Genomic DNA, 14,353 nt, shown 5'->3' with positions numbered 1-14,353 from the left:
ACGCCAATGGCAACATTACTTGATGGTAAACGGGTCTGGGCAGAAAAAAATCTGAACCAGATTTAATCTGACAGACACCTGTATAAATAACCGGTAACTGTCAGATCAGGTCTGAGCTAGTACACCTAATTATTTGCAAGCGCAGCTAAAAGAGGCATGATTCTGTAAAACGCAGTTGCTTCCTGAACAGATTTACGTATAATGCGCGGGCCCGTCTGAATTAAGTCGGGCCTGTTATGTTAAATGTGGTGCATGTATATGTAGTACGTTTACGAACAGAGACGCCATGCAATAGGCATGGGTCAACAATACTCCCGATTTGGGAGTTATGGCCGAACGATTACACTCCCCCATCAATCGAAATGGGTGTGAGGAGTAATCATTTACGTTTATAAATAATTGGAGCTCTGGTCTCATGCAGAACCAAAGAATCCGTATCCGCCTGAAAGCGTTTGATCATCGCCTGATCGATCAAGCAACCGCGGAAATCGTTGAGACGGCCAAGCGCACTGGTGCGCAAGTACGTGGTCCGATCCCGCTGCCGACCCGCAAAGAGCGCTTTACCGTTCTGATCTCCCCGCACGTCAACAAAGACGCGCGCGATCAGTACGAAATTCGCACTCACAAGCGTCTGGTTGACATCGTTGAGCCAACCGAGAAAACCGTTGATGCTCTGATGCGTCTGGACCTGGCTGCCGGTGTAGACGTGCAGATCAGCCTGGGTTAATCAGGTCATCAAGCGATTGAGAGGTTGATACAATGATTGGTTTAGTCGGTAAAAAAGTGGGCATGACCCGCATCTTCACTGAAGACGGCGTTTCTATCCCTGTAACCGTTATCGAAATTGAAGCAAACCGCGTTACTCAGGTTAAAGACCTGGCTAATGATGGCTACCAGGCTGTACAGGTAACTACCGGTGCTAAAAAAGCAAACCGTGTTACCAAGCCGGAAGCAGGTCATTTTGCTAAAGCGGGTGTTGAAGCTGGCCGCGTCCTGCGCGAATTCCGTCTGTCTGAAGGCGAAGAGTTCACCGTAGGCCAAAGCATCAGCGTTGAAATTTTCGCTGACGTGAAAAAAGTTGACGTTACTGGTACGTCCAAAGGTAAAGGTTTCGCGGGTACTGTTAAACGCTGGAACTTCCGTACTCAGGATGCTACCCACGGTAACTCCTTGTCTCACCGCGTTCCGGGTTCTATCGGTCAGAACCAGACTCCGGGCAAAGTGTTCAAAGGCAAGAAAATGGCTGGTCAGCTGGGCAACGAGCGTGTAACCGTTCAGAGTCTGGACGTAGTACGCGTTGACGCTGAGCGCAACCTGCTGCTGGTGAAAGGTGCTGTCCCGGGTGCAACCGGTGGCGACCTGATCGTTAAACCGGCTGTGAAGGCGTAAGGGGATAGCAATGGAATTAGTATTGAAAGACGCGCAAAGCGCGCTGACTGTTTCCGAAACTACCTTCGGTCGTGATTTCAACGAAGCGCTGGTACACCAGGTTGTTGTTGCTTATGCAGCTGGTGCCCGTCAAGGGACTCGTGCTCAGAAGACCCGTGCTGAAGTAACTGGTTCCGGTAAAAAACCGTGGCGTCAGAAAGGTACTGGCCGTGCGCGTTCAGGTTCTATCAAGAGCCCGATCTGGCGTTCCGGTGGCGTGACCTTTGCTGCCAAGCCTCAGGACCACAGTCAAAAAGTAAACAAAAAGATGTACCGCGGCGCGCTGAAAAGCATCCTGTCCGAGCTGGTACGTCAGGATCGTTTGATCGTTGTCGAGCAGTTCTCTGTTGAAGCACCGAAAACCAAGCTGCTGGCACAGAAACTGAAAGATCTGGCGCTGGACGACGTGCTGATCATCACCGGTGAACTGGATGAAAATCTGTTCCTGGCTGCACGCAACCTGTACAAGGTTGACGTACGTGATGTAGCGGGTATCGATCCGGTTAGCCTGATCGCCTTCGACAAAGTCGTAATGACGGCTGACGCTGTTAAGCAAGTTGAGGAGATGCTGGCATGATCCGTGAAGAACGTCTGCTTAAGGTGCTGACTGCACCTCACGTTTCTGAAAAAGCGTCTACTGCGATGGAAAAACACAACACCATCGTGCTCAAAGTTGCTAAAGACGCGACCAAAGCAGAAATCAAAGCTGCTGTGCAGAAACTGTTTGAAGTCGAAGTCAATGAAGTTCGTACCCTGCTGGTTAAAGGGAAAACGAAACGTCATGGACAGCGTATCGGTCGTCGTAGCGACTGGAAAAAAGCTTACGTCACCCTGAAAGAAGGCCAGAATCTGGACTTCATCGGCGGCGCAGAGTAAGTCGGAGGAGTAAAGAACAATGGCAATTGTTAAATGTAAACCGACATCTCCGGGTCGTCGCCACGTTGTTAAAGTGGTTAACCCTGAGCTGCACAAGGGCAAACCTTATGCCCCGTTGCTGGAAAAAAACAGCAAATCCGGTGGCCGTAACAACAATGGCCGCATCACTACCCGTCATATCGGTGGTGGCCACAAACAGCAATACCGTATTGTTGACTTCAAACGCAACAAAGATGGTATCCCTGCTGTTGTAGAACGTTTGGAATATGATCCGAACCGTTCCGCCAACATCGCTCTGGTTCTGTACAAAGACGGCGAACGCCGTTACATCCTGGCGCCGAAAGGCCTGAAAGCCGGTGATCAGATCCAGTCTGGCGTTGATGCTGCTATCAAAGCTGGCAACACGTTGCCGATGCGCAATATTCCGGTCGGTTCCACCGTTCACAACGTGGAAATGAAACCGGGTAAAGGCGGTCAGCTGGCGCGTTCTGCTGGTGCTTACGTGCAGATCGTTGCACGTGACGGCGCGTACGTGACCCTGCGTCTGCGTTCTGGCGAAATGCGTAAAGTCGAATCTGACTGTCGCGCTACGCTGGGCGAAGTAGGTAACGCTGAGCATATGCTGCGCGTTCTGGGTAAAGCTGGTGCTGCACGCTGGCGTGGTGTTCGTCCTACCGTTCGCGGTACGGCAATGAACCCAGTCGACCACCCGCACGGTGGTGGTGAAGGTCGTAACTTTGGTAAGCACCCGGTTTCACCGTGGGGCATTCAGACCAAAGGTAAGAAGACTCGCAGCAACAAGCGTACTGATAAATTCATCTTACGTCGCCGTACTAAATAATATTAGAGGATAAACCATGCCACGTTCTCTCAAGAAAGGTCCTTTTATTGACCTGCACTTGCTGAAGAAGGTAGAGAAAGCGGTGGAAAGCGGTGACAAGAAGCCTCTGCGCACTTGGTCCCGTCGTTCAACGATCTTTCCAACTATGATCGGTTTGACCATCGCTGTCCATAATGGTCGTCAGCACGTTCCGGTGTTTGTTTCCGATGAAATGGTCGGTCACAAACTGGGTGAATTCGCGCCGACTCGTACTTATCGCGGCCACGCGGCTGATAAAAAAGCCAAGAAAAAATAAGGTAGGAGGAAGAGATGGAAACTATCGCTAAACATCTTCATGCTCGTTCTTCTGCTCAAAAGGTTCGCCTGGTGGCTGACCTGATTCGCGGTAAGAAAGTGTCGCAAGCTCTGGAAATTCTGACCTACACCAACAAGAAAGCTGCTGGTCTGGTTAAAAAAGTACTGGAGTCTGCCATTGCCAACGCAGAGCACAACGATGGCGCTGACATTGATGATCTGAAAGTTGCGAAAATCTTCGTAGACGAAGGCCCGAGCATGAAGCGCATTATGCCGCGTGCTAAAGGTCGTGCGGATCGCATCCTGAAGCGTACCAGCCACATTTCTGTGGTTGTGTCCGATCGCTGAGACTCTGGAGACTAGCAATGGGTCAGAAAGTACATCCTAATGGTATTCGCCTGGGTATTGTCAAACCTTGGAACTCTACCTGGTATGCGAATACCAAAGAATTCGCTGACAACCTGGACAGCGATTTTAAAGTTCGTAAATACCTGACGAAAGAACTGGAGAAAGCCTCCGTCTCTCGTATCGTTATCGAACGTCCGGCCAAGAGCATCCGTGTGACCATTCACACTGCTCGTCCGGGCATCGTTATCGGTAAAAAAGGTGAAGATGTTGAAAAACTGCGCAAAGTCGTAGCGGATATCGCCGGCGTACCTGCACAGATCAACATCGCAGAAGTTCGAAAGCCGGAACTGGACGCGAAACTGGTTGCTGACAGCATCACTTCTCAGCTGGAACGTCGTGTGATGTTCCGTCGTGCGATGAAGCGTGCCGTTCAGAACGCCATGCGTCTGGGTGCCAAGGGTATTAAAGTTGAAGTCAGTGGCCGCCTGGGCGGTGCTGAAATCGCACGTACCGAATGGTACCGCGAAGGTCGCGTTCCGTTGCACACGCTGCGTGCGGATATCGACTACAACACGTCCGAAGCACACACCACTTACGGTGTTATCGGTGTGAAAGTGTGGATCTTCAAAGGTGAGATCCTGGGTGGTATGGCTGCCGTTGAACAACCGGAAAAACCGGCTGCTCAACCTAAAAAGCAGCAGCGTAAAGGCCGCAAGTAAGGAGAGTCGCTGATGTTACAACCAAAGCGTACAAAATTCCGTAAGATGCACAAAGGCCGTAACCGCGGTCTGGCTGCCGGTACGGATGTCAGCTTCGGTACTTTCGGTCTGAAAGCTGTTGGTCGTGGTCGCCTGACCGCTCGCCAAATCGAAGCTGCACGTCGTGCCATGACCCGTGCTGTTAAGCGTCAAGGTAAAATTTGGATCCGAGTATTCCCGGACAAACCAATTACCGAGAAACCGCTTGAAGTACGTATGGGTAAAGGTAAAGGTAACGTGGAATATTGGGTTGCCTTGATTCAGCCAGGTAAAGTCCTGTACGAAATGGACGGTGTGCCGGAAGAGTTAGCCCGTGAGGCATTCCAACTGGCAGCAGCGAAACTGCCGATCAAAACCACCTTTGTAACTAAGACGGTGATGTAATGAAAGCAAATGAGCTGCGTGAAAAGAGCGTTGAAGAGCTGAACACCGAGCTGCTCGAGCTGCTGCGCGAGCAATTTAACTTGCGTATGCAAGCGGCCAGTGGTCAGTTGCAACAGACTCACCTGGTAAAACAAGTGCGTCGCAATATTGCACGTGTTAAGACTTTACTGACTCAGAAGGCGGGTGCGTAATGAGCGATAATATCCGTACTCTGCAAGGTCGTGTTGTGAGCGACAAAATGGAGAAATCCATGGTTGTTGCAATCGAACGTTTTGTGAAACACCCGCTGTATGGGAAATTCATCAAACGTACGACCAAACTGCACGTACATGATGAGAACAACGAATGCGGTATCGGTGACGTGGTTGAAATCCGCGAATGCCGTCCGCTGTCCAAAACTAAGTCTTGGACGTTGGTTCGCGTTGTAGAGAAAGCGATTCTGTAATACAGTATTGCTCTTCTTGAAAACGATAAACGGCTCTGCAAAGGGCCGTTTATTTTTTCTACCCTTGGTCGAAAAGCGGTGTTATAATGCTGAGCCCTCGATTCTGGGGTATTAATGACCCGTAAGGGTTCGAAAAACGATCCGTAAGGGTTTGAAAAGTAGTAGTTGACATTAGCGGAGCATTAAAATGATCCAAGAACAGACTATGCTGAACGTGGCCGATAACTCCGGTGCACGTCGCGTAATGTGTATCAAGGTTCTAGGTGGCTCGCACCGTCGCTACGCAGGCGTCGGCGATATCATCAAAATTACCATCAAGGAAGCAATTCCTCGCGGTAAGGTGAAGAAAGGCGATGTTCTGAAGGCGGTTGTGGTGCGCACCAAGAAGGGTGTTCGTCGCCCGGACGGTTCTGTCATTCGCTTCGATGGCAATGCATGCGTTATTCTGAACAATAACAGCGAGCAGCCTATCGGTACGCGTATTTTTGGGCCGGTAACTCGTGAACTGCGTTCTGAAAAGTTCATGAAAATTATCTCTCTGGCACCAGAAGTACTCTAAGGAGCGAACCATGGCAGCGAAAATCCGTCGTGATGACGAAGTTATCGTGCTGACCGGCAAAGATAAAGGTAAGCGCGGTAAAGTTAAGAATGTTCTGTCTTCCAGCAAGATCGTTGTTGAAGGTATCAACTTGGTTAAGAAACATCAGAAGCCGGTTCCGGCCCTGAACCAACCGGGTGGCATCGTTGAAAAAGAAGCTGCAATCCAGCTTTCCAACGTTGCACTGTTCAATGCGGCAACTGGCAAGGCTGACCGTGTAGGCTTTAGATTCGAAGACGGCAAAAAAGTCCGTTTCTTTAAATCTACTAGCGAAACTATCAAGTAATTTGGAGTAGTACGATGGCGAAACTGCATGATTACTACAAAGACGAAGTGGTTAGCAAACTGATGACTCAGTTTAGCTACAATTCTGTCATGCAAGTCCCTCGGGTCGAGAAGATCACCCTGAATATGGGGGTTGGTGAAGCGATCGCTGACAAGAAGCTGCTGGATAACGCCGCAGCCGATCTGGCAGCTATCTCCGGTCAAAAACCGTTGATCACCAAAGCACGCAAATCTGTTGCAGGCTTCAAAATCCGCCAGGGCTATCCGATCGGCTGTAAAGTAACTCTGCGTGGCGAACGCATGTGGGAGTTCCTTGAGCGCCTGATTTCCATTGCTATACCGCGTATTCGTGACTTCCGCGGTCTGTCTGCCAAGTCCTTCGATGGTCGTGGCAACTACAGCATGGGCGTGCGTGAGCAGATCATCTTCCCGGAAATCGACTATGACAAAGTCGATCGCGTTCGTGGTTTGGACATTACCATTACCACCACTGCGAAATCCGATGATGAAGGCCGCGCGCTGCTGGCCGCCTTTAACTTCCCGTTCCGCAAGTAAGGTAGGGTTACTAATGGCTAAGCAATCCATGAAAGTACGCGAAGTCAAACGCGTGAAATTGGCTAATAAATTCTTTGCTAAACGCACTGAATTGAAAGCTATCATCTCCAATGTGAACTCATCCGACGAAGATCGTTGGGATGCTGTTCTCAAGCTGCAGACTCTGCCGCGTGATTCCAGCCCGTCCCGTCAGCGTAACCGCTGCCGCCAGACAGGTCGTCCGCACGCTTTCCTGCGGAAGTTCGGGTTGAGCCGTATCAAGGTCCGTGAAGCCGCCATGCGCGGTGAAATTCCGGGTCTGAAAAAGGCTAGCTGGTAATTGTAACCAATTGAATCACGGGAGTAAAGACAGATGAGCATGCAAGATCCGATCGCGGACATGCTGACCCGTATACGCAACGGTCAGGCCGCGAACAAAGTTGCGATCACCATGCCTTCCTCCAAGCTGAAAGTGGCAATTGCCAAAGTGCTTAAGGAAGAAGGTTATATTCAAGATTACAAAATCGAAGGCGACACCAAGCCTGAACTGGAAATTTCTCTGAAATACTTCCAGGGCAAGGCAGTGGTAGAAAGCATTCAGCGTATCAGCCGCCCAAGTCTGCGCATCTATAAGAAAAAAGATGAGCTGCCGAAAGTTATGGCTGGTTTAGGAATCGCGGTTGTTTCTACCTCTAAAGGTGTTATGACCGATCGTGCAGCGCGCCAGGCTGGTCTTGGTGGCGAGATTATCTGCTACGTAGCTTAATCGGAGGAAAGAATGTCTCGTGTTGCAAAAGCACCCGTCGTCATTCCTGCCGGCGTAGAGGTAAAACTCAACGGTCAGGTTATTTCGATCAAGGGTAAAAACGGCGAGCTGACTCGTACCATCAACGATGCTGTTGAAGTTACTGTGGCTGACAACGCTCTGACTTTCGCTCCGCGCGAAGGTTTTTCAGACGGTTGGGCACAGGCAGGCACCGCGCGTGCACTGCTGAACGCAGTCGTTATCGGTGTTACCGAAGGCTTCACCAAGAAGCTTCAACTGGTTGGCGTAGGTTACCGTGCCGCAGTTAAAGGCAATGTCGTGAATTTGTCTCTGGGGTACTCACACCCGATTGACCACGCGCTGCCGGCTGGTATCACAGCTGAATGCCCGACTCAAACTGAAATCGTACTGAAAGGTGCTGATAAGCAGGTTATCGGTCAGGTTGCAGCTGATCTGCGCGCTTACCGTCGTCCTGAGCCTTACAAAGGCAAGGGTGTCCGTTACGCCGACGAAGTCGTGCGTATCAAAGAGGCTAAGAAGAAGTAAGGTAACACTATGGATAAGAAATCAGCTCGTATCCGTCGTGCAACCCGCGCACGTCGCAAACTCCAGGAATTGGGAGCGACTCGCCTGGTGGTACATCGTACCCCTCGCCATATTTATGCGCAGGTTATCGCACCGAACGGTTCTGAAATCCTGGTAGCCGCTTCTACTGTAGAAAAAGCTATCGCAGAACAACTGAAGTACACCGGCAACAAAGATGCCGCTGCTGCTGTAGGTAAAGCAGTCGCTGAGCGCGCATTGGAAAAAGGCATTAAAGATGTGTCCTTTGACCGTTCCGGGTTCCAATATCATGGTCGCGTCCAGGCACTGGCAGATGCTGCTCGTGAAGCTGGCCTTCAGTTCTAAGGTAGAGGTGTAAGATGGCACACATCGAAAAACAAGCTGGCGAACTGCAGGAAAAGCTGATCGCGGTAAATCGCGTATCTAAAACCGTTAAGGGTGGTCGTATTTTCAGCTTCACCGCACTGACTGTAGTGGGTGATGGCAACGGCCGCGTTGGTTTTGGTTACGGGAAAGCGCGTGAAGTTCCGGCAGCAATCCAGAAAGCGATGGAAAAAGCCCGTCGCAACATGTTGAATGTCGCGCTGAATGGCGGCACCCTGCAGCACCCGGTAAAAGGTGCTCACACTGGGTCTCGCGTATTCATGCAGCCGGCTTCCGAAGGTACCGGTATCATCGCCGGCGGTGCAATGCGCGCCGTTCTGGAAGTTGCTGGGGTTCATAACGTATTGGCTAAAGCCTATGGTTCCACCAACCCGATTAACGTGGTTCGTGCAACTATCGATGGCCTGGCTAATATGAATTCCCCGGAAATGGTTGCTGCCAAGCGTGGCAAATCCGTTGACGACATTCTGGGATAATTGACCATGGCTAAGACTATTAAAATTACTCAAACCCGCAGTGCAATCGGTCGTCTGCCGAAACATAAGGCGACGCTGCTTGGCCTGGGTCTGCGTCGTATTGGTCATACCGTTGAGCGTGAAGATACGCCTGCAGTACGCGGTATGGTCAACGCGGTTTACTACATGGTTAAAGTGGGGGAGTAACAGATGCGTTTGAATACTCTGTCTCCGGCCGAAGGCGCGAAGCACGCGCCGAAGCGTTTAGGTCGTGGTATCGGTTCTGGCCTCGGTAAAACCGGCGGTCGTGGTCACAAAGGTCAGAAGTCTCGTTCTGGCGGTGGCGTACGTCGTGGGTTCGAAGGTGGTCAGATGCCGTTGTATCGTCGTCTGCCGAAATTCGGCTTTACCTCTCGCAAAGCGATGATCACAGCGGAAATCCGTCTGTCCGATCTGGCTCGCGTAGATGGCGACGTCGTTGACCTGAACACGCTGAAGGCTGCTAACGTTATCGGCGTTCAGATCGAGTTCGCGAAAGTGATCCTGTCTGGTGAAGTTTCCCGTCCGATAACGATTCGTGGTCTGCGTGTGACCAAAGGCGCGCGTGCTGCTATCGAAGCTGCTGACGGTAAAATTGAGGAATAAGTAGCAGATGGCTAAGCAACCAGGATTAGATTTTCAAAGTGCTAAGGGTGGCGTTGGCGAGCTGAAACGCAGACTGCTGTTTGTAATCGGCTCGCTTATCGTTTTCCGTATCGGCTCTTTTATCCCGATCCCTGGTATTGATGCCACTGTGCTTGCCAAATTGCTCGAACAACAGCGTGGCACCATCATTGAAATGTTCAACATGTTCTCTGGTGGTGCTCTCAGCCGTGCTTCTATCTTTGCGCTGGGTATTATGCCGTACATTTCGGCCTCTATTATTATCCAGCTGCTGACGGTGGTTCACCCCACGTTGTCGGAAATCAAGAAAGAAGGTGAGGCTGGCCGTCGCAAGATTAGCCAGTACACCCGTTACGGTACGTTGGTACTGGCCATATTCCAGTCAATCGGTATTGCTACCGGTTTGCCGAATATGCCAGGAATGCAGGGCCTGGTGATTAATCCGGGCTTTGCATTTTACTTTACGGCTGTTGTAAGTCTGGTGACCGGGACCATGTTCCTGATGTGGCTGGGCGAACAGATTACTGAGCGCGGTATCGGTAACGGTATCTCTATCTTGATCTTTGCGGGTATCGTTGCGGGCTTACCGCCGGCAATTTCCCACACTATCGAGCAAGCTCGGCAAGGCGACCTGCACTTCCTCGTGCTGCTGTTGGTTGCAGTTTTAGTGTTTGCAGTAACCTTCCTCGTTGTTTTCATTGAGCGTGGCCAGCGTCGTATCGTCGTTAACTACGCAAAGCGTCAGCAAGGTCGTCGGGTTTATGCAGCACAGAGTACGCACTTACCGCTGAAAGTGAACATGGCAGGGGTTATCCCAGCAATTTTCGCCTCCAGCATCATCCTGTTCCCTGCGACGATTGCATCGTGGTTTGGGGGCGGTACCGGTTGGAACTGGCTGACAACTATTTCTATGTATTTGCAGCCCGGACAACCGCTTTATGTGCTACTCTATGCGACTGCAATCATCTTCTTCTGTTTCTTCTACACGGCGTTGGTTTTCAACCCGCGCGAAACAGCAGATAATCTGAAGAAGTCCGGTGCATTCGTGCCAGGAATTCGTCCGGGAGAGCAAACGGCGAAATACATCGATAAGGTGATGACCCGCCTGACTCTGGTCGGCGCAATGTACATTACCTTTATCTGCCTGATCCCGGAGTTCATGCGTGATGCGATGAAGGTCCCCTTCTATTTTGGGGGTACATCCCTGTTGATCGTCGTCGTGGTCATCATGGACTTTATGGCTCAAGTGCAAACTCTGATGATGTCGAGTCAGTATGAGTCTGCATTGAAGAAAGCAAATCTGAAAGGCTATAACCGCTAATTGGATTGCTTGAGAAGTTACGGAGAGTAAAAATGAAAGTTCGTGCTTCCGTCAAGAAATTATGTCGTAACTGCAAAATCGTTAAGCGTAACGGTGTCGTTCGTGTGATTTGCAGCGCCGAGCCGAAGCATAAACAGCGCCAAGGCTGATTATCTCGCATATTTTTCTTGCAAAGTTGGATTGAGCTGGCTAGATTAGCCAGCCAATCTTTTGTATGTCTGTGCGTTTCCATTTGAGTATCCTGAAAACGGGCTTTTCAGCATGGAGCGTACATATTGAATAATAGGAGTGCATAATGGCCCGTATAGCAGGCATTAACATTCCTGATCAGAAACATGCCATGATCGCGTTAACCTCGATCTATGGCGTCGGTAAGACTCGTTCCAAGGCCATTTGTGCTGCTGCGGGTATTGCCGAAGATGTTAAGATCAGTGAGCTGTCTGAAGAGCAAATCGAAACGCTGCGTGTAGAAGTTGCCAAATTCGTTGTCGAAGGTGATCTGCGCCGTGAAATCAGCATGAGCATCAAGCGCCTGATGGACCTTGGTTGCTATCGCGGTTTGCGTCATCGTCGTGGTCTGCCAGTGCGCGGTCAGCGTACTAAGACCAACGCCCGTACCCGTAAGGGTCCGCGCAAACCGATCAAGAAATAATCGGGGTGATTGAATAATGGCAAAAGCACCTATTCGTGCACGTAAGCGTGTAAGAAAACAAGTTTCTGACGGTGTGGCTCATATCCATGCTTCTTTTAACAACACCATCGTGACCATTACCGATCGTCAGGGTAACGCGCTGGGTTGGGCAACAGCCGGTGGTTCCGGTTTCCGTGGTTCTCGTAAATCTACGCCGTTCGCCGCTCAGGTAGCTGCTGAACGTTGCGCTGAAGCCGTGAAAGAATACGGTATCAAGAACTTGGAAGTTATGGTTAAAGGACCTGGTCCGGGCCGTGAGTCTACTATCCGCGCTCTGAACGCGGCTGGTTTCCGCATCATTAATATTACTGATGTGACTCCGATCCCCCATAACGGTTGTCGTCCGCCGAAAAAGCGTCGCGTATAACGCCGCTTTTAGGATAGTTGGAGAAAGAAAATGGCTAGATATTTGGGTCCTAAGCTCAAGCTGAGCCGTCGTGAAGGCACCGACCTGTTCCTTAAATCCGGTGTTCGCGCGATCGATTCCAAGTGTAAGATCGAACAAGGCCCTGGTCAGCACGGTGCGCGTAAACCGCGTCTGTCTGATTATGGCGTGCAGTTGCGTGAGAAACAAAAAGTTCGCCGTATCTACGGTGTTCTGGAGCGTCAATTCCGTAACTACTATAAAGAAGCTGCTCGTCTGAAAGGCAACACAGGTGCAAACCTGCTGCAACTGCTGGAAGGACGTCTGGATAACGTGGTTTATCGTATGGGCTTCGGCGCCACTCGTGCGGAAGCGCGTCAGTTGGTAAGCCACAAAGCTGTTATGGTAAACGGTCGCGTTGTCAGCATCGCTTCTTATCAGGTATCACCGAATGATGTCGTCAGCATCCGTGAGAAAGCTAAAAAGCAATCTCGCGTGAAAGCAGCATTGGAGCTGGCTGAACAGCGTGAAAAGCCGACTTGGCTGGAAGTTGATGCTGCCAAGATGGAAGGTGTGTTCAAACGTATTCCTGAACGTACCGATCTGTCTGCGGACATTAATGAACACCTGATCGTCGAGCTTTACTCCAAGTAAAGCTTAGTACCAAAGAGAGGACACAATGCAGGGTTCTGTGACAGAGTTTCTAAAACCGCGCCTGGTCGATATCGAGCAAGTAAGTTCGACGCACGCCAAGGTGACCCTTGAGCCGTTAGAGCGTGGTTTCGGCCATACGCTTGGCAACGCACTGCGCCGTATTCTGCTTTCATCCATGCCAGGTTGCGCGGTGACCGAGGTTGAGATTGATGGTGTACTGCACGAGTACAGCACCAAAGAAGGCGTACAGGAAGATATCCTGGAAATCCTGCTCAACCTGAAAGGGCTGGCGGTGAAAGTTCAAGGTAAAGATGAAGTTATCCTTTCCCTGAATAAATCTGGCATTGGCCCTGTGACTGCAGCAGACATCACCCATGATGGTGATGTCGAAATCGTCAAGCCGCAGCACGTGATCTGCCATCTGACCGATGAAAACGCAGCTATCAGCATGCGTATCAAAGTTCAACGTGGTCGTGGTTATGTGCCGGCTTCTGCCCGTATTCATACGGAAGAAGATGAGCGCCCGATTGGCTGTTTGTTGGTCGATGCTTGCTACAGCCCGGTAGAGCGTATTGCCTACAATGTTGAAGCAGCTCGTGTTGAACAACGTACCGACCTGGACAGGCTGGTCATCGAAATGGAAACCAATGGCACGATCGATCCTGAAGAGGCGATCCGCCGTGCGGCAACCATTCTGGCTGAACAACTGGAAGCTTTTGTTGATTTACGTGATGTACGTCAGCCTGAAGTGAAAGAAGAGAAACCAGAATTCGATCCGATCCTGCTGCGCCCTGTTGACGATCTGGAATTGACTGTCCGCTCTGCTAACTGCCTCAAGGCAGAAGCTATCCACTACATCGGTGATCTGGTACAGCGTACCGAGGTTGAATTGCTGAAAACGCCTAACCTGGGTAAAAAATCTCTTACCGAGATTAAAGATGTGCTCGCCTCACGTGGTCTTTCTCTGGGCATGCGCCTGGAAAACTGGCCGCCGGCAAGCATTGCTGATGAATAACCCGGTCACAGGTTAAGGTTTTACTGAGAAGGATAAGGTCATGCGCCATCGTAAGAGTGGTCGTCAACTGAACCGTAACAGCAGCCATCGTCAGGCTATGTTCCGTAACATGGCTGGTTCTTTGGTTCGTCATGAGATCATCAAGACGACCCTGCCAAAAGCAAAAGAGCTGCGCCGTGTTGTTGAACCGCTGATTACTCTTGCCAAGACCGACAGCGTTGCTAATCGTCGTCTGGCATTCGCCCGTACTCGTGATAACGAGATCGTGGCAAAACTGTTTAATGAACTGGGCCCGCGTTTCGCGAGCCGTGCCGGTGGTTACACTCGCATTCTGAAGTGTGGCTTCCGTGCAGGCGACAACGCGCCGATGGCTTACATCGAGCTGGTTGATCGTTCAGTTGCACAAGCAGAAGAAACCGCTGCTGCTGAGTAATCATCAGCGGTGGGTTAAAAAAACCGGGGTAACCCGGTTTTTTTACGTCTATTGTTTAGCAAATGGCGGTTTTGTTAACATATAACCGTCATTCCGCACCTGATTTTTCTTTTTTCGGGACTTGACGGTATTCTGAGGTTCTGAATTTATTACTGCTTTTTGCAGACCAATCAGCATGAGTACTCCCCACGTTACCATCCGTAACCTTGATCACTTAGGTCTCGTCGCTGCACTGTGCGATGAACTGAGTAT

At 50.6% G+C, this 14,353-nt stretch carries 28 protein-coding genes; all 28 read left to right on the top strand.

All coding sequences use genetic code 11. From position 1 onward, the window contains the following. The first annotated feature begins 415 nt into the window (after window positions 1-415). The 28 genes from rpsJ to rplQ all read left to right on the top strand — a co-directional run bounded on the left by rpsJ (window position 416) and on the right by rplQ (window position 14,101). Window positions 416-727 carry a 30S ribosomal protein S10 gene (gene rpsJ, locus ACTBDZ_RS09100; protein ID WP_140554275.1) on the top strand — a complete coding sequence of 104 codons (312 nt, stop codon included), beginning with the start codon at window positions 416-418 and terminating at the stop codon, window positions 725-727. A 32-nt stretch (window positions 728-759) separates the two neighbouring features. Beyond that, window positions 760-1,389 carry a 50S ribosomal protein L3 gene (gene rplC, locus ACTBDZ_RS09095; RefSeq protein ID WP_438815076.1) on the top strand — a complete coding sequence of 210 codons (630 nt, stop codon included), beginning with the start codon at window positions 760-762 and terminating at the stop codon, window positions 1,387-1,389. 10 nt (window positions 1,390-1,399) lie between these two features. Continuing rightward, window positions 1,400-2,005 carry a 50S ribosomal protein L4 gene (gene rplD, locus ACTBDZ_RS09090; protein ID WP_222158736.1) on the top strand — a complete coding sequence of 202 codons (606 nt, stop codon included), beginning with the start codon at window positions 1,400-1,402 and terminating at the stop codon, window positions 2,003-2,005. Then, window positions 2,002-2,304, top strand: a complete 303-nt coding sequence (rplW, locus tag ACTBDZ_RS09085) for a 50S ribosomal protein L23 (protein WP_195316357.1) — start codon at window positions 2,002-2,004, stop codon at window positions 2,302-2,304. The genes rplD and rplW overlap by 4 nt, the downstream gene beginning before the upstream one ends. A gap of 19 nt (window positions 2,305-2,323) precedes the next feature. After that, window positions 2,324-3,145, top strand: coding sequence for a 50S ribosomal protein L2 (rplB, locus tag ACTBDZ_RS09080; protein ID WP_438815075.1), 822 nt, complete (start codon window positions 2,324-2,326; stop codon window positions 3,143-3,145). 16 nt (window positions 3,146-3,161) lie between these two features. Next, window positions 3,162-3,440 (top strand): 30S ribosomal protein S19, encoded by a 279-nt coding sequence (gene rpsS, locus ACTBDZ_RS09075; RefSeq protein WP_161133058.1) that lies wholly within the window; start codon window positions 3,162-3,164, stop codon window positions 3,438-3,440. A 14-nt stretch (window positions 3,441-3,454) separates the two neighbouring features. Further along, window positions 3,455-3,787, top strand: coding sequence for a 50S ribosomal protein L22 (gene rplV / locus ACTBDZ_RS09070; protein WP_196908040.1), 333 nt, complete (start codon window positions 3,455-3,457; stop codon window positions 3,785-3,787). 17 nt (window positions 3,788-3,804) lie between these two features. Beyond that, window positions 3,805-4,506, top strand: coding sequence for a 30S ribosomal protein S3 (gene rpsC, locus ACTBDZ_RS09065; RefSeq protein ID WP_005970274.1), 702 nt, complete (start codon window positions 3,805-3,807; stop codon window positions 4,504-4,506). Window positions 4,507-4,518: 12 nt separating this feature from the next. Then, window positions 4,519-4,929, top strand: coding sequence for a 50S ribosomal protein L16 (rplP, locus tag ACTBDZ_RS09060; RefSeq protein WP_009111208.1), 411 nt, complete (start codon window positions 4,519-4,521; stop codon window positions 4,927-4,929). Beyond that, window positions 4,929-5,120, top strand: coding sequence for a 50S ribosomal protein L29 (gene rpmC / locus ACTBDZ_RS09055; protein WP_024107517.1), 192 nt, complete (start codon window positions 4,929-4,931; stop codon window positions 5,118-5,120). Before rplP ends, rpmC begins: the two co-directional genes overlap by 1 nt. Next, window positions 5,120-5,374 carry a 30S ribosomal protein S17 gene (rpsQ, locus tag ACTBDZ_RS09050; RefSeq protein WP_195316360.1) on the top strand — a complete coding sequence of 85 codons (255 nt, stop codon included), beginning with the start codon at window positions 5,120-5,122 and terminating at the stop codon, window positions 5,372-5,374. The genes rpmC and rpsQ overlap by 1 nt, the downstream gene beginning before the upstream one ends. Window positions 5,375-5,561: 187 nt before the next feature. Beyond that, on the top strand, window positions 5,562-5,933 hold the full coding sequence (rplN, locus tag ACTBDZ_RS09045; RefSeq protein ID WP_023479426.1) for a 50S ribosomal protein L14: 372 nt from the start codon (window positions 5,562-5,564) through the stop codon (window positions 5,931-5,933). Between the two features lie 10 nt (window positions 5,934-5,943). After that, window positions 5,944-6,258: a 50S ribosomal protein L24 gene (gene rplX, locus ACTBDZ_RS09040; RefSeq protein WP_222158733.1), complete on the top strand. Its 315-nt coding sequence runs from the start codon at window positions 5,944-5,946 to the stop codon at window positions 6,256-6,258. A 14-nt stretch (window positions 6,259-6,272) separates the two neighbouring features. Continuing rightward, window positions 6,273-6,812, top strand: coding sequence for a 50S ribosomal protein L5 (gene rplE, locus ACTBDZ_RS09035; RefSeq protein ID WP_438815074.1), 540 nt, complete (start codon window positions 6,273-6,275; stop codon window positions 6,810-6,812). 13 nt (window positions 6,813-6,825) lie between these two features. Next, the gene (gene rpsN / locus ACTBDZ_RS09030; RefSeq protein ID WP_438815073.1) at window positions 6,826-7,131 is read left to right on the top strand and encodes a 30S ribosomal protein S14; all 306 of its coding nucleotides are present in this window, start codon (window positions 6,826-6,828) and stop codon (window positions 7,129-7,131) included. Between the two features lie 33 nt (window positions 7,132-7,164). Next, entirely contained in the window at window positions 7,165-7,557 is a 393-nt protein-coding gene (gene rpsH / locus ACTBDZ_RS09025; RefSeq protein ID WP_222158730.1) for a 30S ribosomal protein S8, read from the top strand. A gap of 12 nt (window positions 7,558-7,569) precedes the next feature. Beyond that, entirely contained in the window at window positions 7,570-8,103 is a 534-nt protein-coding gene (rplF, locus tag ACTBDZ_RS09020) for a 50S ribosomal protein L6 (protein ID WP_430360362.1), read from the top strand. 9 nt (window positions 8,104-8,112) lie between these two features. Continuing rightward, window positions 8,113-8,466 (top strand): 50S ribosomal protein L18, encoded by a 354-nt coding sequence (rplR, locus tag ACTBDZ_RS09015; protein ID WP_080884204.1) that lies wholly within the window; start codon window positions 8,113-8,115, stop codon window positions 8,464-8,466. A 14-nt stretch (window positions 8,467-8,480) separates the two neighbouring features. Further along, the gene (rpsE, locus tag ACTBDZ_RS09010; RefSeq protein ID WP_222158728.1) at window positions 8,481-8,981 is read left to right on the top strand and encodes a 30S ribosomal protein S5; all 501 of its coding nucleotides are present in this window, start codon (window positions 8,481-8,483) and stop codon (window positions 8,979-8,981) included. A gap of 6 nt (window positions 8,982-8,987) precedes the next feature. Beyond that, window positions 8,988-9,167: a 50S ribosomal protein L30 gene (gene rpmD / locus ACTBDZ_RS09005; protein WP_438815072.1), complete on the top strand. Its 180-nt coding sequence runs from the start codon at window positions 8,988-8,990 to the stop codon at window positions 9,165-9,167. 3 nt (window positions 9,168-9,170) lie between these two features. After that, window positions 9,171-9,605 (top strand): 50S ribosomal protein L15, encoded by a 435-nt coding sequence (gene rplO, locus ACTBDZ_RS09000; protein WP_438815071.1) that lies wholly within the window; start codon window positions 9,171-9,173, stop codon window positions 9,603-9,605. Between the two features lie 7 nt (window positions 9,606-9,612). After that, complete coding sequence (gene secY / locus ACTBDZ_RS08995; protein WP_438815070.1) at window positions 9,613-10,944, top strand: preprotein translocase subunit SecY; 1,332 nt, start codon at window positions 9,613-9,615, stop codon at window positions 10,942-10,944. Window positions 10,945-10,976: 32 nt separating this feature from the next. Then, on the top strand, window positions 10,977-11,093 hold the full coding sequence (rpmJ, locus tag ACTBDZ_RS08990; protein WP_002227352.1) for a 50S ribosomal protein L36: 117 nt from the start codon (window positions 10,977-10,979) through the stop codon (window positions 11,091-11,093). A 146-nt stretch (window positions 11,094-11,239) separates the two neighbouring features. After that, window positions 11,240-11,596 carry a 30S ribosomal protein S13 gene (gene rpsM / locus ACTBDZ_RS08985; protein WP_438815069.1) on the top strand — a complete coding sequence of 119 codons (357 nt, stop codon included), beginning with the start codon at window positions 11,240-11,242 and terminating at the stop codon, window positions 11,594-11,596. Between the two features lie 16 nt (window positions 11,597-11,612). Further along, complete coding sequence (gene rpsK / locus ACTBDZ_RS08980) at window positions 11,613-12,002, top strand: 30S ribosomal protein S11 (protein WP_438815068.1); 390 nt, start codon at window positions 11,613-11,615, stop codon at window positions 12,000-12,002. Window positions 12,003-12,032: 30 nt separating this feature from the next. Further along, complete coding sequence (gene rpsD, locus ACTBDZ_RS08975) at window positions 12,033-12,653, top strand: 30S ribosomal protein S4 (protein ID WP_195316370.1); 621 nt, start codon at window positions 12,033-12,035, stop codon at window positions 12,651-12,653. A gap of 25 nt (window positions 12,654-12,678) precedes the next feature. Further along, entirely contained in the window at window positions 12,679-13,668 is a 990-nt protein-coding gene (locus ACTBDZ_RS08970; RefSeq protein ID WP_438815067.1) for a DNA-directed RNA polymerase subunit alpha, read from the top strand. Between the two features lie 40 nt (window positions 13,669-13,708). Beyond that, on the top strand, window positions 13,709-14,101 hold the full coding sequence (gene rplQ, locus ACTBDZ_RS08965) for a 50S ribosomal protein L17 (protein WP_195316372.1): 393 nt from the start codon (window positions 13,709-13,711) through the stop codon (window positions 14,099-14,101). The last annotated feature ends 252 nt before the right edge of the window (window positions 14,102-14,353 follow it).

It is taken from the genome of Symbiopectobacterium sp., from assembly GCF_051710365.1.
Taxonomy (GTDB): Bacteria; Pseudomonadota; Gammaproteobacteria; order Enterobacterales; family Enterobacteriaceae; genus Symbiopectobacterium.
This window is presented reverse-complemented; position numbering and strand designations above follow the sequence as displayed.